Below are 19,377 nucleotides of genomic sequence, written 5' to 3' on the forward strand. Positions count from 1 at the left end.
AAAATACTGCTGTTTTTTGACTGCATTTTCTGTCTACAACTCAAACAGCTTCAAAGCTCCCAATAGTGCCCTTAATCACCCCAGACGGGATTGCTCTTTTTCGGCGTAGATCACCGCATCCCGATACCAGCATTTGACCCACAGCGTCCCATCTTCTTTGGTGACGAGCTTTCCTTCGGCCTCCAGGAAGGCACGCACTTTGTTTTCATCTTCCGGGGTGATTTCCTCATCGTGGCGCCAGGTCTTGACCAGCAGGTCCCAGGGGTAAAGGTAGCGCCTGGTGTTGATCTCCACGTTGGCCTTGATCCCCAGCTGGTAGACCACATTATAGAGGACAATATAGTCAGGAGGGGGCTCGTAGTCGCTCACGAAGAGGGGGTACACCGCGGCCAGGGAGCTGCCGGCCTGGGTGACCAGGAAAAGAACACCTCTGGTGCAATCCCACATCTTCATCAGGGCATCTTTGATGTCAGGCATGGCAAAGCAGTAGGCGGCGTTGACCAGATCATACTCTTGCAATTCCTCCGGCGCCACATCCTCCCAGTGCTTGTTGATGATCTTGATGTTCTCCAGCCCCTCCGCTCTTTTCAGCAGCCTCCGGATCTGCCCCCTCGAGGGCTCGACAACAGTGACTTCCCTGACGAGCCTCGCCAGGGGAACGGTATAGGCTCCGTCTCCTGCTCCAATATCTAGAACCGTAGAGTTCGGGCTAAGGTAACGCTTCATCTTTTCCAAGATGGCCCCAGGGTAATTTTTGTACTCGTAGCCGAAATACAGCTCATCAGGGTAATTGTCCCAGTAGTCTTCATTGGTGAGCCCCTTTTCTTTCAGCCTCTTTGTCCAGAAGTAGTTCTCGCGCTTCTGGTGCCACACGGCCGCCCAGTCAAGCTCCACCTTTACGACCTCCTCCTTACACCTAGACCGGGTTAACGCGAACGCAGCGCAAACCAGGTCTGGTAGTTTACAGGACCGAACCCGCTGCGAATCGCCCACCCGGTAAACTCATCCGTCCGGTAAGGATACAGGGCCTTCCCCCAGATCAGGGCAAGCCCCGGCAGCTCGCGGGCGTGGTAGTGCTGGGCTTCTCTTAAGGCAGCAGTCCACTCGGAGTCGTTGCGCGCCTGCCTGACTTTCTGGTAGATCCGCACGTATTCCGGATCGGCGCAGGTGCCGAAAGCCCCCTGGGCATCCACAAAGTACATCAAACCTCCATCGTAAATGACTGCACCCGGTGTGGCATAGCCCAGGTAGATCCAGTAGTCGCGGTCGTTCCAGACCCGCTGCTGCCACTTCTCTTCGTTACCGAGGACCTCAGGGTCGATATAGGCATCGATCCCAACCTTTTTCAGGTGGCTGCAGATTACCTCCGCGGCCCGCACCATCATCGTCTCCTTCCCCTTCTTTGTGGCGGGTGTAACCGGGATGCGCAGCTTCGAGCCGTCCGGAAGCTCCCTGATCCCGTCCCCATCCTTATCTTTCAGGCCGATCTGGTCGAGGAGGGCATTGGCCTTCGCCAGGTCCTGTGTTAGCCTGGGAAGTGCCGGGTCGTACGCCGGGAGGCTGGGTGGCACGATCCCGCGCCCCGGAACCTCGCCATAGTCTCCCGCTACTGCCTTGACCAGCATCTCGTAATCAATGGCGTAGGATACTGCTTCTCTGAAGGCTTTCTCTGTAACAGGGTACTCTCGCCCGAAGGCCATGTAGATCATTATTCCCAGATCGGAAATCACGCCCAGATCCAAGCCTGGTGTTCCCTCCAAGGCAGGAGCATAGGAAGCCGGAATCGGCATGGCGTAGTCGTAGGTCGCAGCGATCTCTCCTTTCTTGAGCGCCATCACCAGGGCGTCCACATTTTTGTAATACTTCACCTTGACCTTTTCGACGCTCGGCTGCCCGGCAAAGTAGTCGTGGTTGGCCTTGAAAGTGGCGGTCTGGGAAGCGGGGTCGTAGGACTCGAAAATAAAGGGACCGCAACCAATGAGGTTCTCCCTGGCAGTGTAATTCTTGGGATCATTGACATCTTCCCAGATGTGCTTCGGCAAGATGATCCCAATGCCGATGGCCAGGTCCTTAAAGAGGGAATAGACCAGTGGTTCCTTCAAGTAGAAGGTGACCGTGTGAGCGTCAGCAACTTCAATTTTCTCAATCGCCGCCACCGTCCACCGGGCCAGCTCTTTCAAGTGCTTGAGCTTGTATTCAAAGGTAAACTTCACGTCTTCGGCTGTCACCGGCTCCCCGTCGTGCCACCGGGCGTCTTTCACCAGGTAAAAGGTGACCGCTTTCCCGTCTGGAGAGACCTCCCACTTTTCAGCAAGACAGGGCACGATGTGCAACTGCGGGTCGTACTGAACGAGCTGGACATGGGTAAACCCGAAGTGGTTCATCCGGTACCAGGCACCAAGGTCATTCAAGATGTTCATCGGTTCCAGAGGGCTGAGTGTCCCCAGCGATATTTCCTTCACCATACCGCTCTTTACGTCAGCCAGTTGCTTCTCCTGGTCCCACCTCACCTGGCAGCCAAAGGTCTGAGCGACAAAGCGGAGGGGGACAAAACACCTGCCGTTTGCGATCTTCGGCGCAACATCCATAAAAACTTTTCCATCATTTTTCTCAGCCACCCTGCTCCCGACAGTGAGCTTCAACAGCAGGTCCCCTTTTTGCAGGATGACCATCCTCTCGTCTCCGTACCACCTGACTTTTAATCCCAGCGCCTCTCCCAGGACACGAACAGGAACCATAATTCTTCCCTGTTCACTAAGCAGTGATGCGCCCGATACCAGTTGCCTGCCGTCGACCTCGACGCTGAAATCCTTCGCATAAGTCAGGGCCGTCCCGTTTAAAAGGGTTACGGCAAAAAGGAACAAAAACGCCAGGATAAAAAACTTGGCTTTTCTCACCACCATTGTTCCCCCCTATCTCAACTGTTCTGTAGTTATCATAAAAAGCTTCCCTGTTTCAGGGTCTTTGAAGACCGTCCCTACCTTTTCGTAAACCTTGCCCCCTTCCTGCCTCTCGACCAGGTCACGCCGCACATCGGGGAGATGAGAAACTTCCCTTGCTTTTTTCAATTCGATTCTTTCCCCCTGAGGGGCGATCGGGACTTGCCAGTAGATCACCAGAGCGAGCATCAAGCCACAGGCGAAGACCAGCATGGCGTCCACAATGTTAATTGCTCCCTCCAAGGGATTTACTTCCTCAGCCGCAGTCAGCAGCCCCTTCTTTTTCCGCAGCGACTTCACGGCTCCTGCTCACCTCCAGCAAAGCTTCAGTAACGGTTTCCAGGATGCTCATGTAATCCTCATACCAGCGCCGGCGAACCCTGGAAATAAAAAAGGCAACAGCAGCCGAGGCCAGACCAAGCACGGTGGCGTCAAAGGCTGTCAGCAAGCTTTCCGCAAGAATCTCGGTGTCCCCCTGGCTCAGAGCAATCAGTCCTGGGCCGAGAGGAATCAGGGTCGCCATCAAGCCGAGCATAGGGCCCAACCGGGCCACAAGGTCTGTTTTGGTCACTATCTTTTCGTAAAAAAGCTCCTCCTGGGTAAGCATTCTGCGTGCCAGAGCCTCCCAGGCAGCGTGGGGCAGTTCTGCCTGCGCCAGCAGCGCCCCCAGTGCTTCTTTCTGCCTGCGGAGCATATTGCTTTCCTTAATCAACCTTTCCAGTTCTGCCCGGTCCCTGCTCGCTTTGATTCTCCTCACCAAATCAGAAACATCGGTTAAAGCAACGCGCCTCGAAAAGAGCCATTCCACCAGCAGGCTACCCAGTTCGATTACAGCAAAACAGATGAAGAAAAGGAGAACAGCGATGGTGGGAGCTAGCAGGATGGCAGAAACCTGGTGCATTACTTCCCTCAATCCGTGCAACAAATCCAATTTCAACCCCTCCTCAGAAACTAATCAGATGCACCTGGGCAAATTCTCGCCTGTGCCGGAGAAGCCCCTTTACTCCACCTACCGCAAACAGGGCCAGAAGGATCCCAACAGTAGACCAGCAGGAGGCTTGCTCCTGAGAATTTGTGGCAGGCGATGGAACAGGTTCTATTTCAAAGATCCGCGCCCCTGGCTGAGCCTCAGGCGCTCGGAGCGACGAAGGTGCTGAACTTGCCTGCTGCTGAGAGCTCGTCTGAACCGGTTTTTTTCCTTCTGCTGATGACTCCTTCTGAGCCACAGGAGTAGCTCCCTTTTCCCCGAGCCGGACCCGCGAACCCTCAACTTTCTCCTGTTCTCCGCCTGTTCCAGAGCCCTCAGCCTGCCCTTGCTCTTCGCCTGTTCCGCCTCCCTGCAGGCCGTGGATTGTTCCCGTAATCTTTTCCACCTCACCTCCTCCCCATTTTTCCAGGGCCACCTTCAGCCCCGGCACGTAAGTGTATTCCAGGGGCAGGTCATCCTGGTCGAGGATGGGGCTTTCGCTGTAACAGTGGAAGAGCACCTTGCACGCCTTCAGCAGTTCTTTGAAAACTTCGGGCCGGTTTGTGCCCCACTCCGTTTCCGAATAAATGTTGCCCAGGCGGTTCACAAACCGGTCGGCCACCTTTTCCGGGTCCTGCGGAGACCCGATCAATGTAACACCAGAGCCAAACTCTCCTGCAGGAGGAGCAAAGATCCTGGCCGTTGCCAGTTCACCTGCCTCTTCTGGTTGGTGGCCTTTGGCCAGGAACTCGTGGACAGCAATTATCCAGCATGTAGCGACATAGTTGGAGTCTAGCGGTTCCCTCCCTTTTACGAGCAGACCGGCTTTTTCTAAAGGGGCAAGGGAAGCATCCAGGGCCACTTGAAGTTCGGGATAGGCCGAGGTGATGCTCTGGTAAGAGGCCGCCAGGGCCAAGCGATGCGCCCGGTCCAGCATAATCACCTGGTCTTTGAAAAGATCACGAAACAATCCTGTGGTGATTGTTATGACATCTGTGCGCGGCCGGCCCAATTCACTGGAACTGATCAACTCCAGGCCAATCACCTTTCCAGATGGATCCCACCGGGGCCTGACACCAAGCAGGGCAAGGGCAAAGGAAACCATCGGCCCTTCTCTCCCCGCCGTCTCTTTGCCCCATACCACTGCTGCTACCCGCGGGGGATAACTTCCCTTTTCCGCTTTGAACTTTTTGACAGCCTCCCGGGCCAGCTTTTCTCCTGCAGCATAGGCCTCCCGACTGGGATATCTTTCAGGATCGATGGTTTCTTTCTTGATTTTTTCGTCAAAGCGGAAGACACCCAGATCTGATTGCCCCAGAGCAGGAGAGGCAAAACAGGTGGCAAAGAGATAAACTGCGAACAAGAGCAGGATCCATTTCCAGCGCCGCAATTCCTCCGCCTCCTTTCTTCAGAAATCACTCTCTCGTGAGGCTGAACGCACCGTCAACATTTCCTGTAGTTTCCCGTCCACCAGGCAGTAAATCCGCCGGCAGAACAACCGGGCCAGCTCTAAATCGTGGGTGATGAAGAGATAGGCCAATCCTTTCTCCTTCTGAATCTCCTGCAAAAGCCTGATGATCTGCGCCTGGGTAATGACATCCAGCATACTGGTAGGTTCATCCAGGACGAGAAACTTTGGCTCGAGCACCATGACCCTGGCGATGGCTGCCCTCTGCAGTTCTCCCCCGCTCAACTGGGAGGGGTAACGGTCCAGATGCTCTTTATAAAGGCCGATGGTTTCCAGTTGTTCCAAAAGAGCTCTTTCCGTGAATGGAATCCCGTGCAGCCTAAAAGGTTCGGCCAGGCTCCGGATTAATCTCCATTTGGGGTTGAAGGCCGCCTCGGGGTGCTGGAAGATGATCTGGACCCGGCGCCGGAAATCCTTATTCTCTGACGGAGTCAGTCTGGTGATTTCCTTCCCGTTAAAGAAAATCTGACCGTCATCAGGTTTTAAAAGACCCGTTAAAAGGAGCCCCAGGGTGGTTTTGCCGCTCCCACTCTCCCCGACGAGGCCTACGGTCTCCCCTTTATCGATAAAGATCTCGGCCTCTTTGATCACCTTAATGGACCTTTTCTTGAGCCACCCGATCTTATAGGTCTTGCTCAGGGCAACTGCTTTAACTAACATAGAGCCAGCACCTCACCCGGCGACCGTTTTCTTCTAAAAGAGGCGGCTCTTCCTGGCAGCGGCGGAAGGCACGGGGACAACGCATCCTGAAACGACAGCCAGGTTCTCCATAGCTGGCGTGCTCAGGGGCGTAGCCGGCCAGCGGCCGCAAGCCGCGGGGGGGTAAGGCGGCCAGCAACGCCTGGGCGTAAGGGTGAAGCGGCTGTCTGAAGAATTCCGCCCGGGGAGCCACCTCCACAATTTGGGCTGCATACATTACTGCCACCTTTTCGGCAAACTTTTCGGCAAAACAGAGATCGTGGGTAACAGTTAAGATGGTTTTTCCAGTCAAACTCTGAAAGAGATTCAAGATCTCTTCCCGCCTCTCCCAGTCCACTCCCTTTGTCGGTTCATCGGCCAGCAGGACCTCGGGCTCGGCAACTACCCCCATGGCCACCAGCGCTCTCTGCTTCATCCCCCCGCTGTACTGATGCGGGTACTCGAAGGCTCTTTTTTGAGCCTCGGGGATGCCTAGTTGCCCGAGCAGAGAAACCGCCTTTGCCAGAGCGGGCCTCTTTTTGAAGCCCAGGTGGACGATCAGAGGCTCGGCCACTTGAATTCCCACGGTTAAGACGGGGTTCAAGGCGTTTCCTGTCCCTTGCGGGATGTAGGCCAGCTCCCGCCCCCGGATCCGGCAGAGTTCATCCTCGGATAAACGGAGAAGGTTCCTTCCTTCGTACCAGACTTCCCCGGAAATCCGGGCCCCGGCCGGCAGAAGGCGGAGAAGGGAGAGAAGCAGGACGCTTTTGCCGCTGCCTGTTTCCCCGACCAGGGCCACCCGCTCCCCTTTTTCAATCTCCAGGTCAACCTTGTCCACTGCCCGGATTGAACCCCCGGGACCCGGAAATTCCACCGACAGGTTCCTGATAAGAAGCAAATTGGAATCCACTATCAAACACCCCACCTGACAGCTTAAAAAAAGCCCCCGCCTACCCCTTCCCTTGCGGAGTAGGCACTGAAATAAAAAACCACGAAGATCTCCCCCTTCCGGCAGGGCACAAGACCTTCGTGGTCCCTTATCGACAATATTCTTGATGCTGCCAGTTCAAAAACCACAAGCAAGGGACGGCTTCTGCCGCCTCTTTTTGCTGAGTTTACTTCGACACGAAACAGAAAATTCCTGCGCAGGATGCCGTAAAAAAACCGCTTCCGTCCCGATATTTTTCAGTCGGTGCCGGCAGCGCACCTCCCTATTTGCTTAAAGGCCGGGCAGCTTCCCGGGGTAACCTCCCTGTAGACTCAATATTAGCAGGAAGACAAACACCCGGCTTCCCTTCACTCAGCCGGCAGATCCGTGGCAGAACATCCCTGCCAGTTCCGGTTCGTGGCTGATGAAAAGGTAAGCTACTCCCTTCTCCCCAGCTAAATGAGGGTATGCTGCCGACTGTTCTTGTTGAATTCGCAAATTCTTGCCAGCTCCTGCCACCTGGTGTAAACTAAAGAAGATAGAAACGATGTAAAAAGGCAGGTGTCCGGAATGTACGGCGGGTATAATGAAACGCCCCAGTTTGAAGAATACCTGGCAGGCCACAAAAGGCGAGCCTGGATGGAAGAAAAATTTCTCGTTGCCCGTAAAAGAGAGGCCTGGAAAAAGGCAAAGCGACTGGCAAAAGAACTGCCGCTTCTATTCCCGCTGTGCCGCATTTATCTGTTTGGCTCCTTGACCAATGGGCACTTTTCCACCTTCTCGGATATAGACATTGCCCTGGAAGGCCTGGATGAGAAGGACCACTTAAAAACGTTAACGGCTGCCGAAAATATCGCCCGTCCCTTCCGGGTAGATGTAATCCGGCTGGAAGAAGCCCCGTTATCCTTGAAGAGAAAAATATTCAGCCAGGGTGTGATTATTTATGAGCAAGGAAAAGATTAGTGCTTACCTGAGTTTAATAGGTGACCTGGAAGATAAGATGTCCTTCATAGAGAACATTGCCCGCAAAATTAATTCTCTGGGCCAGGAAATAAGCCGTATTTCTGGCAAGATTCCCGAGGAAAAGTTAATGGCCCTGGCCGGTTACCTGCACCATTTTTACACCGGAATAGAAGACATTCTAGCGCGGATAATTAAAACAGTGGACGGCTACATGCCCCGTTCTGGGGACTGGCATTCGGAATTGCTCTATGTTAGTTCGCGGAAAACGCCCGGTGTTAGGCCGGCTATAATCTCGGCTGAGCTGCAGGAGATATTGAGCGACTACAAGGCATTCAGGCACCTTTACCGTCATGCCTATACCAAAGAGCTGCGATGGAAAAAGATAGAGCATCTGGCCCTAAATATACAGGATGTCTGGATGGCTTTTAAGAAAAGTATCGGGGCAATTATTCAATTCCTACAAAAAATAATTAACAAGCTGGAGAAAAATGAATTTTGAAAGGTGAAGACCCTGGTGCGCTCCTTGGCCGGCCCAGCGTTCAAACCATCCGGGCTCTTTAAGGCTTACTCGAATAAACGGTCGAATTCTTCACCACCCACCGGATGTTGCCGCAGGTCTCGCCATTATCCGGGCTCGACTACCCAGCATTCTCCACCGCATCGCTTGCCGAAACCTGACATTCTCCTCAAACAACACCTGTTTCCAATTCCCATTTGTCATCTACTCTCCATAGGATCATCCCCAACCGCACTCGATCCTTTCTCCGGAAAACTCCATTAGTTGCCCGTCGCTTTACGTGATCAGTCATCTTTTCTTTAACCTCAGGAGTCACCTCTGTATAGAACTGAAAGAGTTCCTCCAGATCAGCTATTGCCTCTGCTATCGGCAACTCTTGCTCCCAATCGTCCACCCAGACCTGAAAAGAAGGATAATAACCCGAGGTGTAGAGGTAGTTGAGGGGGTAGATAATATCGTGACCCGGCGGAGGCATTTCTTCGCCAAAGATCATCCGCCACAGCTCCTCCCGCACCGTACTCTGCCGCCGCCCGGCAAAGTCGCACAGAAAACACCACCGGCGGGAGCAGGTCATCATTTTTTGAAGGGTTTCCGCATCCCGCACGCCAGGCGTGAGGGAGGCAAAGACCAGGTCGAACCGCCTGGCCAGGCCTTCTTGCGCCGGGTCAATCCTTTCCCACTCCCGGTCAAGAAAGTGGACGTTTGCCAGTCCTTGTGCCTCCACCCTCTTTTGCAAGGCGGCCAGCACGGCCGGGGCCGGTTCCAGGGCCACCACCCTTTTTACCAGCCGGGCCAGAGGTATGGTGAAAGTACCCGCTCCGGCACCGATGTCCAGTACCTCCATTTGCGGGTGCAGTACTCCCTGTTGCTCGAGCCAGGCTAGTACACGGTCAACACGCCCTCTGGCGTTCGCCTGATCGGTCCAGCGTTCAACTTGCCCGGCCAGCCGGTTCCAGTATTCTATAGGGTTCAGGTCAGGGCGTCGCCTGGCAGATAGGGAATGGCGATGCGCCTCGTTCCACGTCTCTGTCCAGAAATGGGGATCCTTTAACGGATACCGTGAACAATTCGTGGCTCCCCCTTCGGGATTTAGCTTTTCTGTTATCATAAGGCTCCCTCCCTGAATCTTCTATTCTTCTATATAGACAGTGTCCCATCTCGTGTTAATGCTTGAAGGATGAGGAGTAAGTCCCTTAACCTTTTCTTTTGCGGCATAGATCGTGTATAACGAGGCAATTGGTACAGCAGTTGTTTCTTCATCTATCAGAACATGAATGGCCTCCGCCACCAGTCGTGCTGCTTCCACTATTTCAGGATTATTACGGGCATGATCAATCAAATTGTCAAACTTTCTGCCTGGCCAGAACGCTTTATTATAGTTGGCTTCATAATACCCTTTGCTATGGAAGAGAAGCTGCGGCAAGAAAGTAGGGTCACCGTCATTCTGGCTGCCCCGCTCCAGCCAGAGATCACCTTCTCCCTTTTTCAATTTATCGAAGTAAAGCCCACGATCTGCAACTTCCACCACCTTAACTCCAATTCCGACTTCCTTAAGCTGCTGCTGCAAGATTTCCGGTAGGGGTTCAAGCACACTAGCCGAAGGAAAACCGGAAACAAGGGTAAGTTCCAATCGCCGCCCGTTCTTGATCCTGATGCCGTCAGGCCCGGCTTTCCATCCAGCCTGTTCCAGGAGATTTTTGGCCCTTTCTGGGTTGTAGGCAAATCCGCTGACTAAATCCTTATGCTCCCTCAAGATGTCAGGAGGAATTATGGTCTGGCTGCTTATAGCATTACCTTCCCATACCTTCTGGATAATAGCCTCGCGGTCGATGGCCCAGCCAATGGCCTGCCGTATCCTTTTGTCCTGCAAAATGTCGAAGGGCTGTTTCCCGTTAACCATAAGGTAAAGAGCCACATAAGCACCAGTTTTTCCGCGCAACACCTGAATCCCTTGGGTTGTCTTAAGTTGTCCAATCATTTCACGAGGAATTTCTGTAATAACATCAACTTCACCTGCCTGCAATGCAAGGAGCCGGCTGTTGTGGTCTGGAATGAATTTAAAAACAATCCTATTCACTTTTGCAGGTTCCCCCCAATAATCAGGGTTACGCTCAACAACCAGCTCTTTATCTTGCTCGTACCTGGCAAAACAGAAGGGGCCGGTACCAATAGGTTTCTGGCTATCTTCATTTTCTTTGATTCGTATGGCAAAACTTGGGTGAGCCAGGATTTCTGGAACGCGCATATTAGGTTCTGTAGTTACAATGTCCACCGTATAATCGTCAATTATTTTGACTACATCTTCTTTGATTTTCAAAATGGATTTTCCACTGGAGGGAATACCTTTTTCCAAGGTATACTTTACAGCTGCAGCATTAAAGTCCTCACCGTTATGAAACTTTATGCCTTTGCGCAGGTAAAAGCGCCAAGTGTTGCTCCCCTTATATTCCCATTTGGTGGCCAAAAGTGGCTCTAATTGATACTCAGGCGTAAGTCGAATTAAGGGCTCGCAAATATTGGCATTTAGTGAATAAATTCCTAACTCGCTGTCCCTTTGGGTATAACCATCAGCTCCAACGCCCACAACTAATTCCTTTTTGCTTACCTGACCTTCCCTTTGTTGCCCACCACAACCCGCAGACCCGGCAACCAACATTATAATGACCAAGAAAGACACTATTTGCTTTAAATATTTCACGTTTCTGCACCCCTTACTCCAGTTATTGCCCTTTGTACATCCGGATCGTTACGAAAAGTACTCTAAAAACAAGTGGCACCTCAACAAATGCCTCTCTCCCACCTCCTGCAGCACCGGCTAATTCTCCCGACATATCTGCCGGGCCTCGGGACAGCGGGGATGAAAGCGGCAACCCGGCGGAGGATCTGCCGGATTCGGCGGCTCGCCCTTGACTGTAACCTGCCGGCTATATCTTTGCCGTGGGTCGGGTTCCGGCACCGCCGCCAGCAACCCCCTGGTATAAGGATGGCAGGCGCCGGACAAGAGGTCCCCCGTCGGCAGCACTTCTACAATCTTGCCCAGGTACATCACAGCGATCCGATCCGCCAGGCAACTCACGGCGGCCAGATCGTGAAATATAAAGATGTACGACAGCCCAAACCGCCTTTCCAGCTCTCGAAGCAAACATTTTTTTAAATCATCATCTGCCAGCACAGGTTCAGCGGGCATCCAAACCACACCCCCTCAACGCTCAACCGAAACGCTTTAAAGCAACACCTGAATGAAACAAAAACCACGAAGATCTTCCCCCTTCCGGCAGGGCACAAGACCTTCGTGGTCCCTTATCGACAATATTCTTGATGCTGCCAGTTCAAAAACCACAAGCAAGGGACGGCTTCTGCCGCCTCTTTTTGCTGAGTTTACTTCGACACGAAACAGAAAATTCCTGCGCAGGATGCCGTAAAAAAACCGCTTCCGTCCCGATATTTTTCAGTCGGTGCCGGCAGCGCAACACCTAAGAGCACAACTCTGCCGCAAAATAAAAATGCCCCTGGTAACTTATCCGTTCCCGTAAGGATAAAGCGCCCGACCATTATCTGCAACGGCAAGTAAAAGCCACAGGTATAGATAGAGTTAAAAGAGCAATCACATCAAGACACAATTTTGCGCTTAAAAACCCCGGCTGCAATTACCGCCGTAATCACAGCCAGGCTCCACACATAGAGGCAGTGCAGGAAAGGGGCATTGCTCCTCATCCCCTCCACAGCCTGTGTCAGAGGAATGAGTTCCAGCAAAAAACGGATGGCCTGGGGGAAAACGTCCAGCGGGAAGAACACCCCGCACAGGAAGGAAAGCGGCAGTATAATCAATGTATTGGTGGCGCTGAAAATGTGGGGATCGGTATGGATGACGCCGCTGATTATTCCCAGGGATACAAAGAAAATTCCCAGTCCAACCGTAAAACCAAGGAGCCATCCCAGGGAAATTGTAAGACCGGGTACCACGAGCATGGCCATCAGCACAAAGCAGCCCGCAGCAAAAAGAGAAATCAGTGTCCCGGCAATCAGGTAGCCCGCTACTGCTTCCAGAGGGTAGATAGGGGCCACCATCATCAACAACTCCAGGTACTTGTCTACCTGCCTGGAAATCCAGATCTCCGTGCTGAAGTGGGTGTAGCTGGCCTGCATTACGGAAATCATCAGTACACCGGGGAAGATGTATTCAAAATAGGCGCTCTCACCCGCCTGGGTAAGTGCCCCCACCCCCAGGCCAAAGCCAAAAAGATATAAAGCGGGAGAAAGCAGTGTCCGGACAGCAAAGTAGGGAAAGTGGATCAGATAATCATAGAGCACATATTCACAGGTAACACCGATGGCACGAATAGATCTGCGCAAGCCTTAATCCTCCCTCCCGGTCACTTCCAGGAAGACCTCCTCCAGTGAGGCATCCCTTAAAGAAATACTTAAAGGTTGGAGCCTTAGGCAGATCTCTTGGACAAAATCACCCACCCGTTGCGGGCTACTATCAAGGGCAACCTCTACTGTTGTCCCACGGCTCTTACAGTTCTTCACGCCCGGGAAAGCACACAGCCATTCTTTTTCCTCAAGGGTAAGTTGACGATAGAGGTCCACGGTCAGAAGCCGTGCTACATCAACAATTTGGCGCAGTTCCCCAGGCCCACCCTCGGCAACCAGCCTTCCCTTCTTGATAATCAGGATCCTGTCGCAGAGTTGCTCCGCTTCCTCAAGGTAATGGGTAATCAGCAGTATGCTCTTACCGCGGCTCTTTAGATCTCTGATCATTTCCCAGAGTTCCCGGCGGGCATGCACATCCAGCCCGGTGGTGGGCTCGTCCAGCAAAAGTAAAGGAGGATCGTTGATCATCGCCCTGGCAAAAAGAATCTTCTTTCTCATCCCACCGGAGAGGTGGTCTCCGTTTTTCCTGCGGTGCTCCAGAAGATCCGCCCATTCCAGGGCACGGCGCGCCTTCTCCATTGCTGCCCTGCGGGGTAAGCCGTACAGGCGGGCGTAAAAGTAGAGGTCTTGCTCGATGCTATAGTGGGCGTTGAAGCTGAAGTCCTGGGTGCAGACTCCAAAAAGGCCCTTGGTTTTGATGGGGTCTGCCACGGCGTCGATTCCGGCAATAAAGACTCGTCCGGCGGATGGCCTGTAGAGGCCGGTAATAATCCTTAAGGTAGTAGTCTTTCCGGCCCCATTGGGCCCCAGAAAACCCAGCGCTTCTCCCTCATTCAAGTCAAAATTGAGGTCGTCCAACACCTTCTGGCCGTTGAAATATTTGGTCAGGCCTCTAACTTCCAGCACCTTCATTTTTCAGACAACCTTCCAGAGGAAAAGTAGGGGCAGTAGTAGTCCTTCCCAGATACAGTCTTATTGGCCGGGCAGCCCCCGCCACAGATAGAAAAGAGCTCACAAATACGGCAGGTCTCATTCATTGCCGCTACCTTTTCCCGAACTGTCCTCCATGCTCCTGCGATGTCTTCCTCCAGCCAGCAAAAGGGATGGGGAAAATGGGGACACGGTTTCACTTCTCCCTTTGCTCCGATGAACATGGCCAGCCTGCCGCCAGGACACAGATTGGGCCATCCCATTAAACCTAGCAAGGGCACATCTATAATGATATCCGTTAAAGGGAGCCTGCAAAGTTCTTTAAGCACCAGATGATAAGACTGGACATCCAGGGCATACTCATGCTGCCGGGGGACAACAAAGATGTTTGGTGTGAAGTCAAACCTGTGACACCAGTCAAGTACAGCCGTTGTTTCCCCGGAGTTTTCTCTACAAACGGGAAAAACTAAAATTTTCTCACCGGAATAATTTTCGGCCAGCCATTCGCCGAATTCGATTGTCTTCCAGAAACTGTGCTCCTCACCGGTGATCCGGTTATGCAGGTCAGGATTCAATGAAAAAAGACGCAAGCGGACTTGTTGAACATAATCCAGCCGCGGCCGTTCCTGAAAGACACAAAGTGTATCCACCGATGTGAGCCACCCCTTGTTCCTGGCCAGAGAAATGATTTCGCCAAAACGCAAATCTAAAAACGGCTCCCCTCCGGTTAAGACGAGAACACCTTTGTCATTGCTTGATTCAATATAATCGCAAACGCAGCGGTAGACCTGGTTGCTCAAAGGTTTGGTCCTCAAGGGTAACATTGATAATTCATTCAAGGCAAGGGCAAGAATAAAAGGACGGTTAAGTATTGCATCCTGCATCCACTATCACCTTTCCAGCCAGCACAAGGGGTCTGAAGCCAAATAATCACCCGTTCGTGCCCAGGCATCGGCACGACACCCACGGCAGATGCTAATGTATTCACAGCCAGAGCATTTTCCTTTTAAGTTATGCCAATTGCGCAAGCTCTCAAACAAACGGGAGTTAAGCCAGATTTCTTTTAAACTCTGCTCTTTTAAATTGCCGGCAGGGATTCTTAACTTTACACAGGGGTAAACATCCATTTCGGGGGAAATGCCAATACCGGCAACTCCGGCGGTGCATCCACCAGTTATTTTATTCGGTCTGCGGTTCTCTTTCTTTTTCTCGTTAAACCAGAAGCTCAAGGGATCGTCATTGAGTATACCGTAATTCATGGCCTCCCTAAGCACATCCTTCCAAATAAGGGGATCATCCAACGGATCAAGACCGTTACAACCGAAACCGCACATGCGCCCCATTTTAGGCACCGCGCCTACATCATTAGCGATCCGAACAATAGAACTTAATTGCCGGTAATTGGACTGATTTACGGTGCAGAGAAAGGATACCGGTACGCTCCCTCTCAAATAGCGAGCAGCATCCACCGCTTTTTCAAAAACACCTGTCCCTCTAATCGCATCATGAGTGTCCGCATCGCCATCCAGGCTGATCTGGACCTCATCGAAGACGCCAAAGAAATCCCGGGGAAATTCCCTGACCAGGGTACCGTTGGTGGTCAGCAAAAGTTTTTGACAAACTCCCTTGAGTTCTCGTGCCAGGTAAAATACATCCCTTGACAGCAGCGGCTCCCCACCTGAAACTGTAATGAAGTGCGGCTTGATCTCTGCAAGTTGTTTTAATAACAGTGAAAAGTCATGAAGATCCTCAGGAGTATCATTACCCCGGTAGCAGTGACTGCAAGATAAATTGCATCTCCCGGTAATCTCAATTGTCACGAGGTGCAGGCCTAATCCCATGGCAAACGCCTTCCCCCTGGGAATTTCTCTAAAGCTTGACCAGTCCTTTTCCTGCCAGCTGATTAAGAAAGTCTGAAATCTCCTCGTAGGCTTTTTCTCGCGGAACAGCATAATTGTTAATTACCAACTCAACCATGTCATTTACTGTATGTTTACCATCACATAAATGCCAGATCTCAGCAGCATAGCTTCCCAGCACAATAAGCTGGTGCCCACGATAGAGGACCAGTTTATCGTCCTCCTGACGCTCCATTACATCTGCACACTTTTGCTTCGGACAACAATCGGGCAGTAAGGATCCGAACATAAATAATCCCCCTCCAGAAAATAAGCCAGGCCGCGGCAGCCTCCCCGGCAGTCATCCCGGTATTCGCAGGAAGCACAGGTTCCTTTAAGCAGTGCCGGGTTGCGCAGCGCCTTCAGCACTGGGGAATTGTTCCAGACATCGCTGATAGAATCACGGTAAACATTTCCGATTGGAAGTTCCTCCAGATACGAGCAGGGGAAAATATCTCCGCTTGAGTTAATCCAGAGACGCAGATAGCCAGCTTCGCATGGGGAAGGTCGTCGTTTTTCTGGAGGAAGAAAAAGGAACTCCCAGGGAAAATGGATGCTGATATTATTTCGAAAAGCTTCTCTCCAACTTTGTCGCTCTCTAATAAGATTATGAAATTCGTCTGGCGAAAACATGTTCTCGGTACAATTTTTTCCCCTTCCCAACGGGGCAAACGGTAAAAACCTGATACCATAGAGATTAAAAGGCAAAAGAAATTGTATAAACTCTGGAATGGTTTTTATGTTTTTCTTGTTTAAAACACAGGATACCGATACATTGAATCCGGCATTTTTTAACAACTTTATTGCTTCAACTGCGGTGTAAAATGTATATGCCGGACGAAAATAGCCATGTATTTCCGGAGAGTGACCATCAAGGCTCACGCCCACCTCAAAAGAATCGCGGTAATTCAAAATTCTTGTAAAAGCTGCCATCATCTCAGGAACAAGCGTACCATTGGTTACAAAAGACACTTTAAACCCGCCAATTAGAGCATACTCACATACATCAAACAGTCTTTCGTAAAGAAGAGGCTCACCACCGCCGAATATTAATCTTTTAACCCCCATGTTTCTTGCGGCATTTATAATTGAAATAAGTTTTTCGTACGGAAAGACGTTTTTTTCTGTATTCGCATCTGCTGAACAATGTCGACAATCAAGATTACATTGAGAAGTAAGTTCAATGCACAACATTAAAGGACTCTTTGGAATATACAAATTGAACACCCCCTTCATGGGCCGTCAAATGAAGTATGGGAGGGGTGGAGATTGCCCCCACCCCTTCAGAGTTCAGTCTTCTTCTGGATCCGACATTTCTACCTGAGTCATTGCTCCTGAAACCCCTGAATTGTGATTATGCATGCACCCTGCAAAGTTGAATTCTTCCAATTCTAGCCTCCATTCCACTTTAAACACCCCCTTTCTGTTGGTTGTTTACTGCAAATCTTTTATCTGCGATCTTCAACCTTTTATTCACTCTTCCCATCTTACGTTGACCAGCAAGTTATCAGAGTCACCATTGTAAAACATCCCATAATACGGGAACGGAGAAAAGTTTTTTACGTTTTTCTTGGCTACAACTACATGTTTTTGAAAGACTACAGGATAGAGGCCTACGAGTTCATCAATAGCTCTTTTTTGGGCCGTCTTGTATTTCTGAGCTGCTCCCTTGAAATCTTTTCTGGATTCCAGTTCCATTCCTTTCTCAATGAGTTTATCAACTTCGGCGTCCTTAATCCGGTGAAATCCCAGCAAACCGCTCTTACTATAAAAATGGTCGTAAAGCATGGTGCTTGAACTACCCCAAAAAATTCCTGTAGCATCTAAACATACATCGTAATTTCCTTTTTCCAAAATTACTTCGTCATAAGCTGCGGCTTCTAAAGTTACGATCTTTGTTTTAATGCCGATTTCTTCAAAGCTAGAGGCAATTGTTTCTGCAATACTTTTATATTCTGCTTCAGATGCAAAATATGGAAATATTATTTCTATATTCTTACCGTTTTTATCAATGTAACCGTCATTATTGCTATCGGAGTAACCGGATTCTTCAAGCAATTTCTTGGCTTCTACTGGATTATATGGAAATCCCTGATATTCGTCTTCAATTGAATACAGCAGTCCTTTGGGAATTAATGAGTTAGCAGGGTCTGCGGTTCCGTAATAGATCTCCTTTGCAATATTTTCCTTATCGACAGCCATACACAGTGCTTTCCTAAAGTTGATATCCTTTATATATGGCTTACTAAAGTTAAACATTAAAAACGGAAGGCCTTTAAAAGCATAAAAGGTGTTATATTCCTTTTCCAATTCCTTGAGAGATGGAAGAGAAGGATATACAGCTACATCAACATCTCCTGTCTTCAAAGCCAATATCCTTGTATTTGGATCAGGCACGATTTTAAACACTACCCTCTTAAAAAAGGGTTTTTCGCCCCAGTAGTTTTCGTTGCGTTCTACAATTACATACTGGTCTTTTGCTTCTTCTTTAAATTTAAAGGGGCCGGTACCGACGATTTCGCCCTTATTAAAGGCGTCCGGATCCATGGCCACAATAGATGGATGTGTCATCAAGTACGGCAGGAATGGATAAGGTCTGAGTGTTTTTATTTCCAGAGTATACTTATCAACAATTTTAAAGGAGTTATGATCCACAACCTCCTTGACCCTTTCGTATACATAACCTTTTTTCATCATATCCAGATAAACGGTGAAAGCAAACTTGGCTGACTCAGCATCAAATTCCTTGCCGTTGTGAAATTTTACCCCTTTACGCAGGTTAAATCTCCAGGTTAGATCATCCAGTCGTTCCCAAGAAGTGACAAGCCCTGGCTGGATTTCCAGTTTTTTATTAAGAAAAAGAAGTGGTTCAAAGACCTGTGTACAAGTTGCAACTCCAAGACCTTCCGGCGGTTTTTTAGCTGTATACCTGTCCAAAGCAATAACCAGTTCATCTTTTGTCTCCGCTTGCCTGGCCACCGGTTTTCCCTTACAACCGGCAACCGAAAAAGCAATTGCTATAATAAGAATAATGGACAGCAAATGCCTGCCAGATCGTCGCATCCTAATCACTCCCTGAAAATAACATCAGTTCTCGGGTGATCCCATCTCAAAAACAGAAATTCTCCATCTTTCACCCCTTTCAAGAACAAAAACCACGAAAGCCCTGCCCATCCTTCTGCATGGCAGATGACCTTCGTGGTCTTCTTATTTGGCCAAATTGTATCATAAAAATTTATCGCAATAAAATCTTTTGTTGTCCAATCTATAGGTGATATCTGGATAAGTCTCTATATTTTTCTTGTTTTCTAGTAATTTCTATTATTATCGCTTTCAATTCTGTTTTATGTGGTTGACGCAGTTTCGACATACACGGCATCATCTTTCGTGAGGAGCTTCACTGTCCAAAAACACTCCTCATGCTTCTGTTGCCATGCTGCTACCCAGTTCAAGCTCCACTTTCACAACATCCTTTCACTGTAGCAGCCCCTGGGTGGTTTTGAGGTCAACCTTGTCCACTGCCCGGATTGAACCCCCGGGACCCGGAAATTCCACCGACAGGTTCCTGATAAGAAGCAAATTGGAATCCACTATCAAACACCCCACCTGACAGCTTAAAAAAAGCCCCCGCCTACCCCTTCCCTTGCGGAGTAGGCACTGAAATAAAAAACCACGAAGATCTCCCCCTTCCGGCAGGGCACAAGACCTTCGTGGT

19 protein-coding genes are annotated in these 19,377 nt (G+C 50.4%); 2 read left to right on the top strand and 17 right to left on the bottom strand.

Features of this window, described 5'->3' with window-relative positions; genetic code table 11:
- Positions 1-75: 75 nt before the first annotated feature.
- Genes TPH_RS12435 through TPH_RS12465 form a run of 7 tightly spaced genes read right to left on the bottom strand, consistent with a single transcriptional unit; the run spans position 76 to position 6,962 of the window.
- Complete coding sequence (locus tag TPH_RS12435) at positions 76-894, bottom strand: class I SAM-dependent methyltransferase (protein WP_015051545.1); 819 nt, start codon at positions 892-894, stop codon at positions 76-78.
- A 32-nt stretch (positions 895-926) separates the two neighbouring features.
- A complete protein-coding gene (locus tag TPH_RS12440; protein ID WP_015051546.1) occupies positions 927-2,903 on the bottom strand; it encodes an ABC transporter substrate-binding protein in 1,977 nt (658 codons plus the stop codon).
- Between the two features lie 9 nt (positions 2,904-2,912).
- On the bottom strand, positions 2,913-3,239 hold the full coding sequence (locus tag TPH_RS12445) for a DUF2149 domain-containing protein (RefSeq protein WP_015051547.1): 327 nt from the start codon (positions 3,237-3,239) through the stop codon (positions 2,913-2,915).
- Positions 3,196-3,870: a MotA/TolQ/ExbB proton channel family protein gene (locus TPH_RS12450; protein WP_015051548.1), complete on the bottom strand. Its 675-nt coding sequence runs from the start codon at positions 3,868-3,870 to the stop codon at positions 3,196-3,198. Before TPH_RS12450 ends, TPH_RS12445 begins: the two co-directional genes overlap by 44 nt.
- A 13-nt stretch (positions 3,871-3,883) precedes the next feature.
- Entirely contained in the window at positions 3,884-5,296 is a 1,413-nt protein-coding gene (locus tag TPH_RS12455) for a cobaltochelatase subunit CobN (RefSeq protein WP_015051549.1), read from the bottom strand.
- A gap of 18 nt (positions 5,297-5,314) precedes the next feature.
- Positions 5,315-6,034: an ABC transporter ATP-binding protein gene (locus TPH_RS12460; RefSeq protein WP_015051550.1), complete on the bottom strand. Its 720-nt coding sequence runs from the start codon at positions 6,032-6,034 to the stop codon at positions 5,315-5,317.
- On the bottom strand, positions 6,024-6,962 hold the full coding sequence (locus TPH_RS12465; RefSeq protein ID WP_201764455.1) for an ABC transporter ATP-binding protein: 939 nt from the start codon (positions 6,960-6,962) through the stop codon (positions 6,024-6,026). Before TPH_RS12465 ends, TPH_RS12460 begins: the two co-directional genes overlap by 11 nt.
- 588 nt (positions 6,963-7,550) lie before the next feature.
- Here TPH_RS12465 and TPH_RS12470 point away from each other — a divergent pair.
- Together TPH_RS12470 and TPH_RS12475 are read left to right on the top strand one after the other, a co-directional pair.
- Positions 7,551-7,943 carry a nucleotidyltransferase domain-containing protein gene (locus TPH_RS12470; RefSeq protein ID WP_015051552.1) on the top strand — a complete coding sequence of 131 codons (393 nt, stop codon included), beginning with the start codon at positions 7,551-7,553 and terminating at the stop codon, positions 7,941-7,943.
- Entirely contained in the window at positions 7,924-8,442 is a 519-nt protein-coding gene (locus tag TPH_RS12475; protein WP_015051553.1) for a ribonuclease toxin HepT-like protein, read from the top strand. Before TPH_RS12470 ends, TPH_RS12475 begins: the two co-directional genes overlap by 20 nt.
- A 187-nt stretch (positions 8,443-8,629) precedes the next feature.
- Here the strand turns inward: TPH_RS12475 and TPH_RS12480 are convergent, their stop codons facing one another.
- From TPH_RS12480 to TPH_RS12525, 10 genes are all read right to left on the bottom strand, one after another.
- Positions 8,630-9,568: a methyltransferase domain-containing protein gene (locus TPH_RS12480; protein WP_015051554.1), complete on the bottom strand. Its 939-nt coding sequence runs from the start codon at positions 9,566-9,568 to the stop codon at positions 8,630-8,632.
- Between the two features lie 21 nt (positions 9,569-9,589).
- Complete coding sequence (locus TPH_RS12485; RefSeq protein WP_015051555.1) at positions 9,590-11,158, bottom strand: ABC transporter substrate-binding protein; 1,569 nt, start codon at positions 11,156-11,158, stop codon at positions 9,590-9,592.
- Between the two features lie 117 nt (positions 11,159-11,275).
- Positions 11,276-11,647, bottom strand: coding sequence for an oligopeptide/dipeptide ABC transporter ATP-binding protein (locus TPH_RS12490; RefSeq protein WP_015051556.1), 372 nt, complete (start codon positions 11,645-11,647; stop codon positions 11,276-11,278).
- A 422-nt stretch (positions 11,648-12,069) separates the two neighbouring features.
- Positions 12,070-12,813: an ABC transporter permease gene (locus TPH_RS12495; protein ID WP_015051557.1), complete on the bottom strand. Its 744-nt coding sequence runs from the start codon at positions 12,811-12,813 to the stop codon at positions 12,070-12,072.
- A 3-nt stretch (positions 12,814-12,816) separates the two neighbouring features.
- Positions 12,817-13,746 carry an ABC transporter ATP-binding protein gene (locus TPH_RS12500; RefSeq protein WP_015051558.1) on the bottom strand — a complete coding sequence of 310 codons (930 nt, stop codon included), beginning with the start codon at positions 13,744-13,746 and terminating at the stop codon, positions 12,817-12,819.
- On the bottom strand, positions 13,743-14,564 hold the full coding sequence (locus TPH_RS12505; protein WP_158502685.1) for an SPASM domain-containing protein: 822 nt from the start codon (positions 14,562-14,564) through the stop codon (positions 13,743-13,745). Before TPH_RS12505 ends, TPH_RS12500 begins: the two co-directional genes overlap by 4 nt.
- Before the next feature lie 90 nt (positions 14,565-14,654).
- On the bottom strand, positions 14,655-15,605 hold the full coding sequence (locus TPH_RS12510; protein WP_015051560.1) for a radical SAM/SPASM domain-containing protein: 951 nt from the start codon (positions 15,603-15,605) through the stop codon (positions 14,655-14,657).
- Positions 15,606-15,633: 28 nt separating this feature from the next.
- Positions 15,634-15,858, bottom strand: coding sequence for a PqqD family protein (locus TPH_RS12515; protein ID WP_028991302.1), 225 nt, complete (start codon positions 15,856-15,858; stop codon positions 15,634-15,636).
- Entirely contained in the window at positions 15,858-16,880 is a 1,023-nt protein-coding gene (locus tag TPH_RS12520) for a radical SAM/SPASM domain-containing protein (protein ID WP_015051562.1), read from the bottom strand. Before TPH_RS12520 ends, TPH_RS12515 begins: the two co-directional genes overlap by 1 nt.
- 255 nt (positions 16,881-17,135) lie before the next feature.
- Positions 17,136-18,725, bottom strand: coding sequence for an ABC transporter substrate-binding protein (locus TPH_RS12525; RefSeq protein ID WP_015051563.1), 1,590 nt, complete (start codon positions 18,723-18,725; stop codon positions 17,136-17,138).
- Positions 18,726-19,377 lie beyond the last annotated feature (652 nt).

It is taken from the genome of Thermacetogenium phaeum DSM 12270 (assembly GCF_000305935.1).
GTDB lineage: Bacteria > Bacillota > DSM-12270 > Thermacetogeniales > Thermacetogeniaceae > Thermacetogenium > Thermacetogenium phaeum.

Coding starts and splice junctions, on each gene's coding strand:
- TPH_RS12440 (WP_015051546.1), bottom strand. CDS start 2,903: ATGGTGGTGAGAAAAGCCAAGTTTTTTATCCTGGCGTTTTTGTTCCTT.
- TPH_RS12460 (WP_015051550.1), bottom strand. CDS start 6,034: ATGTTAGTTAAAGCAGTTGCCCTGAGCAAGACCTATAAGATCGGGTGG.
- TPH_RS12470 (WP_015051552.1), top strand. CDS start 7,551: ATGTACGGCGGGTATAATGAAACGCCCCAGTTTGAAGAATACCTGGCA.
- TPH_RS12475 (WP_015051553.1), top strand. CDS start 7,924: ATGAGCAAGGAAAAGATTAGTGCTTACCTGAGTTTAATAGGTGACCTG.
- TPH_RS12480 (WP_015051554.1), bottom strand. CDS start 9,568: ATGATAACAGAAAAGCTAAATCCCGAAGGGGGAGCCACGAATTGTTCA.
- TPH_RS12490 (WP_015051556.1), bottom strand. CDS start 11,647: ATGCCCGCTGAACCTGTGCTGGCAGATGATGATTTAAAAAAATGTTTG.
- TPH_RS12500 (WP_015051558.1), bottom strand. CDS start 13,746: ATGAAGGTGCTGGAAGTTAGAGGCCTGACCAAATATTTCAACGGCCAG.
- TPH_RS12510 (WP_015051560.1), bottom strand. CDS start 15,605: ATGGGATTAGGCCTGCACCTCGTGACAATTGAGATTACCGGGAGATGC.
- TPH_RS12515 (WP_028991302.1), bottom strand. CDS start 15,858: ATGGAGCGTCAGGAGGACGATAAACTGGTCCTCTATCGTGGGCACCAG.
- TPH_RS12525 (WP_015051563.1), bottom strand. CDS start 18,725: ATGCGACGATCTGGCAGGCATTTGCTGTCCATTATTCTTATTATAGCA.